Source organism: Plesiomonas sp., assembly GCF_051650925.1.
GTDB lineage: Bacteria > Pseudomonadota > Gammaproteobacteria > Enterobacterales > CAMTGL01 > Plesiomonas.
Window position 1 is genome coordinate 1 of record NZ_JBOFRH010000335.1, and the last position, 13,808, is coordinate 13,808.

Annotated in this window: 10 protein-coding genes; 1 reads left to right on the top strand and 9 read right to left on the bottom strand. The window is 49.9% G+C overall.

Annotated elements, in window-relative coordinates; genetic code table 11:
* The 5 genes from fdhE to ygjK all read right to left on the bottom strand — a co-directional run.
* Positions 1–825: formate dehydrogenase accessory protein FdhE (fdhE, locus tag ACRC27_RS07785; protein WP_438639587.1), on the bottom strand; the 825-nt coding region annotated here is incomplete at its 3' end.
* Between the two features lie 6 nt (positions 826–831).
* Positions 832–1,479: a formate dehydrogenase cytochrome b556 subunit gene (gene fdoI, locus ACRC27_RS07790; RefSeq protein WP_438631369.1), complete on the bottom strand. Its 648-nt coding sequence runs from the start codon at positions 1,477–1,479 to the stop codon at positions 832–834.
* Positions 1,476–2,450 carry a formate dehydrogenase subunit beta gene (gene fdxH, locus ACRC27_RS07795; protein WP_438623104.1) on the bottom strand — a complete coding sequence of 325 codons (975 nt, stop codon included), beginning with the start codon at positions 2,448–2,450 and terminating at the stop codon, positions 1,476–1,478. The genes fdoI and fdxH overlap by 4 nt, the downstream gene beginning before the upstream one ends.
* 11 nt (positions 2,451–2,461) lie before the next feature.
* Positions 2,462–5,518: a formate dehydrogenase-N subunit alpha gene (gene fdnG, locus ACRC27_RS07800; RefSeq protein ID WP_438631367.1), complete on the bottom strand. Its 3,057-nt coding sequence runs from the start codon at positions 5,516–5,518 to the stop codon at positions 2,462–2,464.
* 430 nt (positions 5,519–5,948) lie between these two features.
* Positions 5,949–8,426: an alpha-glucosidase gene (ygjK, locus tag ACRC27_RS07805; protein WP_438639588.1), complete on the bottom strand. Its 2,478-nt coding sequence runs from the start codon at positions 8,424–8,426 to the stop codon at positions 5,949–5,951.
* A gap of 539 nt (positions 8,427–8,965) precedes the next feature.
* On the opposite strand from ygjK, the gene ACRC27_RS07810 reads away from it, so the two are divergent.
* Positions 8,966–9,397, top strand: coding sequence for a GNAT family N-acetyltransferase (locus ACRC27_RS07810; RefSeq protein ID WP_438630198.1), 432 nt, complete (start codon positions 8,966–8,968; stop codon positions 9,395–9,397).
* Between the two features lie 63 nt (positions 9,398–9,460).
* On the opposite strand, the gene menE is transcribed toward ACRC27_RS07810, so the two are convergent.
* From menE to ACRC27_RS07830, 4 genes are all read right to left on the bottom strand, one after another.
* Complete coding sequence (gene menE, locus ACRC27_RS07815; protein WP_438639589.1) at positions 9,461–10,912, bottom strand: o-succinylbenzoate--CoA ligase; 1,452 nt, start codon at positions 10,910–10,912, stop codon at positions 9,461–9,463.
* Complete coding sequence (menC, locus tag ACRC27_RS07820) at positions 10,894–11,865, bottom strand: o-succinylbenzoate synthase (RefSeq protein WP_438639590.1); 972 nt, start codon at positions 11,863–11,865, stop codon at positions 10,894–10,896. Before menC ends, menE begins: the two co-directional genes overlap by 19 nt.
* 237 nt (positions 11,866–12,102) lie before the next feature.
* The gene (menB, locus tag ACRC27_RS07825) at positions 12,103–12,960 is read right to left on the bottom strand and encodes a 1,4-dihydroxy-2-naphthoyl-CoA synthase (protein WP_438623098.1); all 858 of its coding nucleotides are present in this window, start codon (positions 12,958–12,960) and stop codon (positions 12,103–12,105) included.
* 135 nt (positions 12,961–13,095) lie between these two features.
* Positions 13,096–13,808 (bottom strand): alpha/beta fold hydrolase (locus tag ACRC27_RS07830; protein WP_438639591.1); only part of this gene is annotated, 713 nt, incomplete at its 5' end.

Below are 13,808 nucleotides of genomic sequence, written 5' to 3' on the forward strand. Positions count from 1 at the left end.
GTGAGGGTCTTTTTCCTGATAAAGCAATTTGAGATAACTGCCACACTCACCACAGCTTTCGGCTTTAATGGCGGCGTGTTCACTGTCAAGTGACCAGTAATCGAGCTTGCCTGTCTGTTCGCACTGGCTACATTTTACCCGCACGACATGCCACTCTGACTCACACAGAGCACAGTGCAGATAGCGCAAACCTTGTGCCGTACCCAGTTGAATAACACCGGAAACCGGTACACTTTCGCATACAGGGCAACACTGGCGTTGTTCGCCATATTCTGCAATGGCATGTTTTGGTAACTCTGCGGCCAGTTGCACCCAATATAGGGATAACGCAGCCCATAAAAACGGTGCTTTATCACTGCCTACCGAAGCAAAATCGTAATGCAGCAGTGCATCGGCGTACTGCTCTAATTCTGTGGCAGAGGCTTTTTCTAGGCTATCTAATACGCTCGAAATGGGTTCGTGCATATCGGGCCGTAACTCGGCAATGATGGCATGCAATAACTGATGCCAATGCGTTGAGCGAACCTGTGTTTTTACTGCCAAAGGGGGTGTTGAATCTAACGCGGCATTCTCTCTCACCCATTGGCGCTCGCGTTGAGGTAACGGATGATCATGCTGCGCATGATGTTGGGCCTGCGCAAGTTGCGCGGCAAAATTCAGGTACTCTGCAAATGGGTGCTGTTGTGCCAACGTGGTCATGCGCGCAGAACGGTGTTGATACAGGGTTTTGATATTGGCGAAAAGTAACGGCGGGATAGCCCCCGCCGTGTTGTTTTTTCTGCCATCAGCATCCAATTTTTCTTTTGGAACGATGCGGATACTCATGAAAAATTACTGCCTTGGTTTATCGCTATTGGCGAGGTTTTTTTGTTGTGATTCACGAAACCAGCGTGGGTGATGCTTCTTCGCCCAGCCTGCGGTAACCCAACCTTCAACCATCGCGGTGATTGTGCCTTTGATCCACAATGCAGCATAAACGTGGATCATAATGACCAACATCAGCCCAACAGCCGCAACGGAATGCAACAACAGTGCAATGCGAATGAGCGGAATAGGAAACGCAGGGGCAAAATACGGTCGCCAGATCACAATACCACTGAGCAGCAATAGCATCAGGCTGACAATCGCCAGCCAAAATACGCATTTTTGCCCAAAGTTATAGCGGCCGGTATCCCCCATTTCATGGTTCATGGCAATACGGTGAATATTCTTGGCCCAGATCAGATCTTCACGGTTGATCAGGTTGTGCCGCCAGTAACGTATAAACATGAAACTGAAGGCGACAAACATGATGACACCGGTGAAAGGGTGCAAAATCCTCGCTAATTGCGGTGTGCCAAAAATACCCATCAGCCAGTTAAACGAGGGAAACAGAAAGCCCAACCCACTGATCCCCGCCAGCATAAAGCAGAAGGCGACAATCCAGTGGTTGATCCGCTCCGGCGCACTGTAACGCTGGATAAGACGCTGCTGACTCATTGTTTGCCTCCTTTATCCTGATCCTGCGAACGGTGCTGCTCTTGAGTAGGCGAATCAGTGGCCGGCTGAGTGCCCGCTTCGGTTGAGTTGCTGTTTGCATCCTCTTCCTCATCCTGACTAACTCTGTTTGGCCCCACGCCCACATAGTGGAACAAGCTGGCTGCAAAGGTTGCCGCAAAGCCGATGGCAGCCAACGGTTTCCAGACACTCTTCCAAAACCGGATGGTGTCACTCACATGCGGATCTTTTGGCAGACCGTGGTAAAGATCGGGCTTATCGGCATGGTGCAGCACATACATGACATGTGTTCCGCCAACGCCTTGCGGATCGTACAGGCCCGCATTGGCAAAGCCGCGCGTTTTCAGCTCGGCAACCCGCGTTTCGGCCAACTGCAACATATCCTCTTTCGAGCCAAAATGGATAGCACCGGTCGGACAGGTTTTCACACATGCAGGCTCTTGGCCGACATTAACGCGATCAGAACATAAGGTGCATTTGTAAGCTCGGTTATCCTGTTCGTTAATCCGCGGAATATTGAACGGGCAACCGGAGATACAGTAACCGCAGCCGATACACTGTTCTGACTGGAAATCAACAATACCGTTACGGTATTGAATGATTGCCCCCTCTGACGGGCAGGCTTTCAGGCACCCCGGATCACTACAGTGCATGCAGCCATCTTTGCGGATCAGCCACTCTAGCTTACCGTTCTCTTCGGTTTCGCTAAAGCGCATCAGTGTCCATGTTTTGGCCGACAAATCGGCCGGATTATCATAGACACCCACATTGCTGCCGATTTCATCACGTAAGTCATTCCACTCTGAACACCCCACCTGACAGGCTTTACAGCCGATACAGGTGGTGACATCAATCAGCTTGGCCACTTCAGTTTTGTAATCGCGCGTTTGCGGCGGCGGCGTCAGCGACGAGGTGGCTGAACGGCGAATGATGTCTTGTGATTGCATTGACATAATTGACTCCGTTATACCTTCTCGACGTTAACTAAAAATGCCTTGAACTCCGGTGTCTGGCTGTTCGCATCGCCGACAAACGGTGTTAGGGTATTGGCCAAAAAGCCTTTTTTCGCTACCCCTTCAAAGCCCCAGTGGATAGGAATACCGATGGTGTATACCGTTTGGCCGTTTACGGTCAGCGGTTTTATCCGCTTGGTAACAACCGCTTTGGCCTTGATATAACCACGCTGGCTAGATACTTTCACCGTATCACCATGCGCAATGCCCTTTTCAGCAGCCAGCACATCACTGATCTCGATAAACTGTTCGGGCTGAATAATGGCGTTCAGGCGCGAATGTTTGGTCCAGTAGTGGAAGTGCTCGGTTAGCCGATAAGTTGTTCCCACATAGGGAAACTCGGTGTGAGAGCCTAACTGCGCCTGATCTTCTTTGAAGATCCGCGCTGCTGGGTTCGAGATCACCGAAGCATGCATCGGGTTAGTACCAATCGGGGTTTCAAATGGCTCATAGTGCTCAGGGAACGGGCCTTCAGCCATTTTATCGAGTGCGAATAAACGCCCCAAGCCTTCCGGCTGCATGATAAATGGCCCTGCGTTGCTGTCAGGCCCTGCATCGGTTTTGAAATCAGGCACATCAATACCGCTCCAGATCTCGCCATTCCAGCCAATCAGTTTGCGCTTTGGATCCCACGGTTGTCCGGCTGGATTTGCTGATGCGCGGTTATACAAGATCCGCCGATTGACTGGCCACGCCCACGCCCAACCTAAGGTGTTGCCAAGCCCTGATGGATCGGCATTGTCTCGCCGTGCCATCTGGTTTCCTTCCGCTGTCCAACTTCCGGCAAAGATCCAGCACGCACTGGCGGTAGAGCCGTCATCTTTTAACTGGGCAAACGTTGAGAGTTGCTCACCTTTTTTCAGTTTGATTTTGGTAGGATCACGGCTATCAAACTGATCGGCTAAGGTTTTCCCGTTCAGCTCTTTCGCCAGCTCTTCAGGGCTTGGCGATTCCGGTTGCAGATAGTTCCAGCTTAAAGCATGGATCGGCTCGGCATATGCGCCGCCCTCTTTGGCATACAACTCTTTGAGCTTTAAGAAGATCCCCGCAATAATCTCTTGATCGCCGCGAGCTTCACCTGGCGCATCCGCCCCTTTCCAGTGCCATTGTAACCAACGGCCAGAGTTAACAATTGCGCCATCTTCTTCCGCAAAACAGGTAGACGGCAGGCGGAACACTTCCGTCTGAATGGCCGCAGTATCAACCGCGTTCATTTCGCCGTGATTTTGCCAGAATGTAGATGTTTCAGTGACCAGCGGATCAATGGTGACCAAAAACTTGAGCTTGCTCAGGTTAGCAACCACTTTATTTTTATCAGGGAAAGAGGCAACGGGATTAAAACCCTGACAAATATAGCCGTTTACTTTGTTCTGCCCCATTAAGGTGAAGTATTGCAGAACATCGTAGCCTTTATCCCACTTAGGTAACCAATCATAGCCCCAGTTATTCTCAGGCGTGGCACTGTTTCCCCAGAACGATTTCATCAATGAGATGAAGAAGGTTGGATAATTAGCCCAGTAGTTCACCTGCCCTGCACGCAGCGGTTTAGGTGTATTTTTGGCTAAATAAGTGGCGAGATCTGTCTCTTTTTCTGATGGTAGGCTCAGATAACCGGGCAAGCTTTGTGATAACAGCCCAACATCAGTCAAACCCTGAATATTGGAGTGGCCACGCAGTGCGTTAACGCCACCGCCTGCCATGCCCATATTCCCAAGCAACAACTGAACCATCGCCATGGTACGGATATTCTGTGAGCCGACAGAGTGCTGTGTCCAGCCCAAAGCATATAAAAACGAGGTGGTTTTATCCGGCGCACTGGTCTGAGCAATATAGTCGCAGACCGTTAGGAATGCCTCTTTCGGTGTGCCACAGATATTCTCAACCACATCAGGGGTATAGCGGCTGACATGCTGTTTAAGCAGATTCCAGACACAACGCGGATGGGTGAGTGTCGGGTCTTCCAGTGCATAACCATCAGCGCCAAGCTGGTAATTCCAGCTGGTTTTATCATAGCGCCGTTTTTCGGCATCGTAGCCGGAGAACAGGCCATCATTAAAAGCGTAGTCATCCCGCACCAGCAGGCTAGCGTTGGTATAGGCGCGCACGTACTCCATGTTGACCTTGTTTTCGGTCAGCAGGTGTAAAATCAGCCCAGACAGGAAGACAATATCCGTACCCGGTCGGATAGGGGCATAGTAGTCAGCAACCGATGCCGTGCGAGTAAAGCGCGGATCAATCACCAGAAGTTTGGCATTATTTTTGGTTTTAGCTTCCATCACCCAGCGGAAACCGACAGGATGCGCTTCTGCTGCATTCCCGCCCATCACCACAATCAGGTTGGCATTTTTAATGTCAACCCAGTGGTTTGTCATCGCACCGCGACCAAATGTTGGGGCAAGACTTGCCACCGTTGGTCCGTGTCAGACACGCGCTTGGTTATCGACCGCTAACATTCCTAATGAACGCACCACTTTTTGCGTTATCCAGCCCGTTTCGTTACTGGCCGCCGATGCACACAGCATGCCAGTACTTAACCAACGGTTTACGGTAACGCCCTGCTCATTGGTGGTTTCAAAATGGCTATCACGATCATCTTTCATTAAACGGGCAATGCGGCTAAAAGCGTCATCCCAGCTGATACGCTGCCATTTATCAGAGCCCGGTGCGCGATATTGCGGGTATTTTAGGCGATTCTCACTGTGGACAAAATCCACCAGCCCTGCCCCTTTCGGGCACAATGCACCTCGGTTGACCGGATGATCGGGATCACCCTCGATATGAAAAATTTCGGCTTTCGCGTTTTTCGCGCCATCACCTAAGCTGTAGAGTAAAATTCCACAGCCGACTGAACAGTATGTGCAGGTGTTGCGGGTCTCTTTTGCCCGCATCAGTTTATAACTGCGAACATCGGCCAGCGCAGTTGCGGGGGCGAACCCCAGTGCAGCCAATGTTGTTCCTGCCATACCGCCAGCACAGACTTTAAAAAACTGTCTTCTGCTGACCTGCATGGTCATCTCCTTGATCACTTTGATCACATTTGCTTTTTATTTTAAGTGCTCTGAAACACGTCTGTCTTAACGCATACCCGTAGGGGTGTTGTGGATAATAGCGTATTCATAACAATTCTGTCGATTTTCGGCATAAAAACCTGTGCTAAAACACACGTAAAATACAAATTACACTCAGATAACTGCCTTGTTTTCACATTGCAATCACATCAAATACATCTGCACACATAAACTAATCAGCCATATTGTTAATACACTTAACGCTTTTCTAGGGATGCAAAACAGAACGCGGAAAACTGAAAAACAGAGGGGGAATGGCTGGCATAAAAAATAATAAAAGGAAGAGAACAGAAAACAGCATTAACCGAAAAAGGCCGATAAACGAACGCTTCGTTACCGGCCTTTATACTCGTTTTCTCAATAACTACCGTTACTTCACTGCTGTACCGCTCGAATTCAGTGAATGATAAAGCATATACAGGTGTGCGGCGCTCCAACTGAAATTGGTCGCCCCCTGCATTGCACCGGTTTCCGGATTGTAATTTTCACGAATTGGCCCGTTTCCAGTCATGCCTTCAGCGTGGGAAAATACATTGGCAGCCAGATGATTTGCTTCCTTGGTATAGCCATAATTATTCAACCCTTGAATGCCAAAATAGACCTGATCAATCCATACTCGCCCGCGCCAGTAGATATCTTTATCGTAAGCTGGGTTGGTTTTTGCGGCCGTTGGCAAAGGAACTAACGTATTAAATTCATTACTGTTTAGCATTACGCTCGCAACCTGCTCGGCTTGCGGTTGTGTTGCAACGCCAGCCCATAATGGCGACCAGCCTTCTGGCCCACGGCCACGTGCTGTTAGCAGCGTGCCGACACACCCGTTAGCATCAGGGCGGTCTTGTTCACTGATCTGGCGATCGTAATAAAAGCCCGAATCAGCATCAAACATGCATTGGTTGATGTAATTTTGCAGTTTTACCGCATCATGCCGATAGGTTTTTGCCTGCTGTGGTTGCTGTAATATTTCGGCCATTTGTGCCAACAATTGCTTCTCTTTAGACAGATAGGCATTTTGTTCAACAGACTCCTGATTGATAGAGAAGCCAACTAGTTGACCTTGTTGATCACGGTTTTCAAAGAACCTTACCTGCCAGTCGGCACGGGCGCGCTTTGTATCCCCCTGATAGTGTTTGTCTGCATACGCCTGCAGTTGGGTAGCGGAGATAAAACCAAACCGTGCCGCGTTATCCATACCCGATTCCCAGCCCGCACCGTGCTGCGCTTCAATATTCATATCGGTATAGTTGCCAGATGCCAGCGCACGCTCGTAATTCGCCATGCCACTGCACGCATACCAGTTGGTTTTACCGGTTTCCGTCATCGGGCTGCATGATTTGGTCAACGCACGATCTGTCGATTGGATCTCAAATTTGATGTTACCGTTAGCATCATTGTGGATCGGGTGATTGGTTGCACCATATTCAACGATGCCATTACCATTGTGATCACGGTTGCTAAACCACCAATCATGGTAAGCCTGTAATTTCGGGTACATTTCAGCCAGCCATGCGTTATCTTGGGTAGTGGTATAGACCTCCCACACAGCCCAAGCTGCCAACGCTGGCTTGGTGTTACGCTCATTCCAGTTTCCACCGTCACCACCGCGCTCGCCATCTTGGTTGTAGAATACCGCATCAATAACCATACCAGCATCGTATGGGCGCAGTGTATCGTCAGATTGAATCTGGTAATCAAACATGGCCCGAATATTATTTTTTGCCAACGCCGGATTGATGTGTGCCAGTGCATACGCCTGCTTCCAGGTATCCCATGCCCACACGCCGTTAAACCAGTGATCGGTGACTGACGGTGTCACACCATCGTGCTTGAGCATTCCAGCCGCACTGCGCCAGTTGCCGTGCAGTGTTTCCATCGCTTTTACTGCTACATGTGTTTGATCTTTGCTGGCATTGGCATTGTTTAGCCCCTGCTGCAAATACCCTTCCCAACGTTTTGCTGAATCATCAAGCGCGGTTTGTCCATGTTGCAAAAACTGGGTAACTTTATTGGCTTCGGCCTGTTTTTCCGCGTTGGTATGGGTATAGGTGTGCGTAGTGAAAACGGTTTGCTGATTTTGCGGCGCAATGGTGATTACTGCAGATGTGGCCTGATAATTGAGCCCCTCACTCTTATTCTCAACCGGAATAGATCGTTGAATTTGGTAAGTAGACTCCCCGCTCATCATCAAATTCCACATTTCGCGGATCTTACCAAAGCGATACTCAACCCCTTGTGATGATGCAATCTGCATACGCTGCCAGTCAGGGTATTTTTCTGCCAGTGAAAGCTGCTCATTCCACTGGTCATTAAGCCCACCACGCCAAATTAGCTGTACGGTTTGCGTAGCCTGACTGCGGTTTTCCAGTGTGGTTTTCACCAGTGCAGTACGGTTGCTGACAAAACGAAGCTCTAAATTCAGCGCAAAATCGGCAAACTGGTAGCGTTGTAACAGCATGCCGGGGTACGAGGTCAGGGTCACGTCTGCTGAACTCAGATCGTAATACTGACCAGAAGCGGTATTAAGAATGCTCAGTTGCTCTAATTCACGGGCGATAAAAGCCCCATACTCTTCAGCCACCAGCATTGGGCCAGTAAAACCACCGTAATCGCGGCTATCAGCCGGCAGTAAAAAACCATGCCAACTGCCCATATCCAACAATGGGTTAAATTTTTGATTTTTATAACTATCAAACAACTGTAGTGCTGCCGGAGAACCCTGCCGATCAATCACATTTGGGTGTTGCTGTGCAAGGGATACCGGTGCAACTGCCGATGACATACTGCAACCAGATAGCAGTGCAGCAAGGGATAACGCAAGGTAAGAACGCTGAAAGGTGGTTACGGACATGCAATAACTCTCCAAAAGACATGGTATTACTGATAACGCCATGAATATCTTTATCTATTTATTGGTTGTGATATCAACGGGAGAGGATTGTAGGTGAATATAAAATTCACACCGTGAAATATATCGCAATGTCATGTCATCAATGAATCGAATGACAACAGATGTTAAATACGTATCATTTATCATGGCTCTTATCCCCCCAATTCTTTAATAAGCAACAAAACCACCTAAGAGTACTCGACATTACAGCAACAATTTTTGTGAGAAAGTGTGATGGCAAAGCGCTTTACGCTATGCTTGATGTAATCATCATGCTTTTATGCTTTCAACGTTGGAAGCTATCGCCGTTTCTGACCAAATAACCGCTGTTGGTCGCTTTCCGTTAAGCAATGGCGCTGTTTTTAAGTTTTATCGCGCAGAAAAAACAGACCACACGGGTGTAGTCTCTTAGGCATCCGTTAAATTTAACCTGTTGTCGGCTTTATCCCCCCGCAAATTAGGGTATGCTCAATAAACAGTGTCGTAACCGGAGTATGAGCATGTTGCAAATAACCATTTCCGATCAGCGCAAAGATGTTGATGATGAACGGGTTTATCAGTTCCTTTCTGAACAGAGCAATTGGGCTCGCCGCATTCCACGGGAAACGCTGCTGCGCGGCCTTGATCACTCATTGTGTTTTAGTGCACTCAAGGGCGATGAACTGGTGGGGTTCTGCCGTGTTATTTCAGATTATGCTACGTTTGCTTATCTGTGCGATGTGTTTGTGCTGGAGGAGTTTCGGGGTCAGGGTATTGCCGGAACGATGCTTGAGGCAGTAATGGCACACCCAGATTTACAAGGCTTACGCCGTTTTGTACTGACAACTGCCGATGCCCATGCGTTGTACAATAAATACGGTTTTGAACCACTGCCTCGCCCACAGGTGTATATGGAAATTCATGATCCGAATATCTATAAAAAAGGGGATTAATCTCCCCTATTTTGATGAACTTTCATGCGGTTTAAGGTGCATTGATGCGATTTAAAGTATCAGTTACGATTGTTCTGCTAGCCAAATCGCAACGGCTTTACGGGATACTTTAATTCCGCCTTGTTGCAAATTTTCCGGTAAGGCGTAATAGGCAATTGGCTGCTTAAAACGGCTGATTTGTGGCATTAGCCACTGGGAAATTTCCGTAAACAGGGTGTTGTTATGGCTATTTAACTGTAACACTGCAACAGGGCGCTGCCCAAATTCACAATCAGACACGGGCAGCACAAAAGCCTGCATAACTTGCGGATGCTGGGCAAGTATCCGCTCTATCTCTTCAGGCTGAATATTTTCGCCACCACTGATAAACATGTTGTCTAAACGGCCTAAGATCCGCAGCTCTTGGTTTTCCCAACAACCCCGATCACGTGTCGCAAACCAGCCTTGCGGGTTAGTCAGTGGCTCAATAGTGCCCTCACGCCAGTAACCCAGTGCCAGTGGTTCACCTTTAACCCAGATCTCACCATGCTCTAGATGCAACATGCGGCGCGGTAAACACTGCCCTACACCGGGCAAGCCGTCGGCGCGTTTTGCGCTGACTGTTGAGGCCATTTCGGTCATCCCATAGCCGCACCAGCAAGCAATACCTACGCGTTCGGCCTGTTTGGTGAGATCAACGGGGATCATCGCTCCGCCCAACAACACTTCACGCAATACCGGTTTCACTGCCGGCTTATCCTGCTGCGCGCGCTGGTTAAGCAAGCGATAAAGCTGTGTCGGCACTAACGATGCATGCGTGCAACCATGTAGCGCGTGCGACAGATCACGCGTATCGCGCAGAACTAACCGAGCACCACGCAGTAACCAGCGCCAGACAATGCCCTGACCCGAAACATGAAACAGCGGCAAGCTAAGAAGCCAGCTATCTGCGGCAGTAAAATGCATCAACTGCAATAAACCGTCGGCACTGGCCAAATGGTTGGCCACCGAGTGCACCACGCCTTTGGGCAGGCCGCTTGAACCGGAAGTCAGGGTAACTGTAGCCGGTCGTGATGGCTGCCACGGTGCGCGGCACTCAGGTTGATAATCACAAGTGGTTTGCCGATTATGTTGCGCCAGATTATCGGTACCCACCGTACAAGAGGCGTGGCAAGTCTGAAGATCTGACCCTTGTAGCTCAGAGCATTGCAGATCAAACAACAGGCCAATATCCAACTTTTGCACAAGCTCTGCTCGCTGAAGCTCTGGCAATTGCGGATTCAGCGGCAAAACTCGCGCACCGAGCTGAATTATGGCCAGATAATCGAGCAATAACGCAGAGCTATTGCGGCCTAGCAGTGCTACGCCGGTTCCGGCAGAGACTCCGCGCGCAGCCAGATGCCGCGCGCGAAGATCAATCTCTGCTGCCAATTGCTGCCATGTCAGCGCGCCCTGTTCGGTGATCAGCGCAGTTTGGGCCGCACGCTGCTCTGCCCATATCCGCCACGGATAATCACTTAACGCTGCCAGAGACATTCCAACTGGCCTTGGCTGATCATTGGTAACGCACTGTCTGGCCACGGGCGCAGGAGTTGTGCTGTCATCATATTTAAGGTGTCTAAACCCGGCTGAGTGTTAGGTGTCAGCCATGCGGCGACCCGCGCCAATTGAGTCAGCCCAAGGCTAGATTCAATGCTTGAGCTGATAACTGCCGTTAAACCTTGCTCATGCGCCTGAGTGACCAAGGCTTGGCAACGTTGCAAGCTGCCGACCAGTGTTGGTTTAATCACAATTGCTGTAACACCCTCTTCGGTTTTAACTACAAAGTCGGGGTCACGTACCGTTTCATCCCACGCAATATTGATGCCGGTATACTGGGCATAAGCCAGACTCTCTTGCGGCGTTTTGCACGGCTCTTCCAGAAATAAGATCCGCGCACGGTAATCTGGGTTTACATATTTTGCAAAGCCATCAGCTTTTGCGCGCGTCCACGCGCGGTTGGCATCCAAACGCAACGTTAAATCGGGCAGCGCCTCAAGCAGCATGTTGACTATCATGCCATCGCGCACCGACTCATACAGACCCACTTTTACCTTCGCAATCTTCTCTCCGGGCATGGCATTCAGCGTGGCAAACAGCTCATCGGGATCCCCTGAGCAGAGCGGTACGGTACGAAAATCACCCTGCACAGGCAGTTCACCGGAAAGTTCAGCCTCTGCACAGCTCACACCAAAAGCCACCGACGGCCACTGTGGTTCTTCAGGTTGCTCACCAGCCTGCCAGCGAGTTAGCCAGCACAGTACATCAGCCTGAGCTTGTTCAAGCGTCTCTTCGCTGAAATACGGCAACGGGGCAATTTCCCCCCAACCTTGTTTATCACCTTGTTGCAGATGAATAATCAGGCCTTCACGGGTTTTTAACGGACGGTTACGCAGGCCAATTCCTGCCTCCATCGGCAGGCTATAGCGGTACAGAGCGGCAGTTTTCATGGTGGTATTCGCTAATCCATTATGCTGGTGGCGCAGACTTTTATTCTGCGGGAAGCAGGCTCAAGCGTGCGGTTATCAAAGGGTGCGATGATATTTGTTGTCACTGCTACTGTTTTTTATTGTTGCAACCCAACTACACGCTGCCGCTATTTCAGTGATAGCGGCAGCGTGCGGTATTAACAAGGGTTGCTTTACAATGGCGGCTCTTACATAGAATCGAACCGACAACAGCAGTGATTACGGGTTACGCTTGAATTTGCTGAAATCTGGCTGGCGCTTTTCGTTAAATGCGTTGCGCCCTTCCTGACCTTCATCGGTCATATAGAACAGCATAGTGGCATTACCGGCCAACTCTTGCAGACCTGCCTGACCATCACAATCGGCATTCAGTGCCGCTTTCAAGCAACGCAGTGCCATTGGGCTGTTGCGCAGCATTTCACGACACCAGCGCACGGTTTCACGCTCAAGGTTTTCCAGTGAAACGACCGTATTCACCAGCCCCATATCCAGCGCTTCTTGTGCGCCATACATGCGGCATAAAAACCAAATTTCACGCGCTTTTTTCTGGCCAACAATACGGGCCATATACGATGCACCCCAGCCGCCGTCAAACGATCCCACTTTCGGGCCAGTCTGACCAAACTGAGCATTCTCTGCCGCAATGGTCAGATCGCACATCATATGCAGCACATGGCCGCCCCCGACTGCATATCCGGCAACCATGGCAACAACCGGTTTCGGGCAGGTGCGGATCTGGCGCTGAAAATCGAGCACATTCAGGTGATGCACACCCGAATCATCCTGATAACCGCCGTAATCACCACGAATTTTCTGATCGCCGCCGGCACAGAACGCTTTCTCGCCCTGACCTGTCAGCACAATAACGCCGATATTATCGTCATAGCGTGCATCAGCCAGTGCCTGTAGCATCTCTTTAACGGTCAGCGGACGAAACGCATTGCGAACTTCTGGGCGATTGATGGTGATTTTAGCAATACCGTCAGCCGATTTGTGGTACTGAATATCGGTATAACCTTCTGAGCAATCATGCCATTCTACCGCGGCATACAGTTCTTCTTCGCTTGGATAAAGCATCAGGCTGCTTCCTATGATTGAAAAAATGGTAACAAACAAAAACCGTGATAATACGCGGGCTGTTTTGCCTCATTATCACGATTTTTATGTCATAGCGTATTTCATCGCCAAGAACACGTGTTCACGAGCAAAGGCTCAATGAGCGCCATTCAGAATACGGCGCACCTCTGCAGCAAATTTTGCCGGATTCGCGGTATGTGCATTGTGTCCGGCATCAGTAATTACGGTTAACGGAAACCCGTACTGCTGTGCAATACGCTGAAACTTCACATCTTTACTGCCGGTCAGATACGCAAATGGCACAGATAAGCGCAGCAATGCACGACTCATTTGTGGCTGACGGGCCAGTGATGTGCCTTCAAGCATCATCGCCAACGCATGTGGATCATTCTGACTGCGGGCGGCGATCATGGCACTGCGCATATCGGCGCTAAGATCGGCAAATACCGGCTGGCGATACCACTCGTCGAGTACATTTGCCAGCGGCTGGCGGCGAAAACGCTCTGCCCAGCGATTATCATGATACCAGCGGCCAAGACACTGCTCTTCCTGTGCCAACCCCGGATGTGCGCCCTCAACACTCAGCCCGCACAACCCAGACGGTGATAATGAGAATGAAGCACCATGATCTTGTTTATCAGAGCCTTGTTCATCATGACACGGTCGGCTACTGAGTGCGTGATCATGCTGTGCTTTAACCTGTTCAGTAGCTTGCTCAGTAAATTGCTCCGCAGATTGCGTAGCATGAAAACAGGCTATCCGCCCGCCCATTGAGTAGCCCACTAACCAGTAGCGATCAATACCCTGTTGCTTGAGTGTATTCATCAACAACTGATTGACCTGCGCCA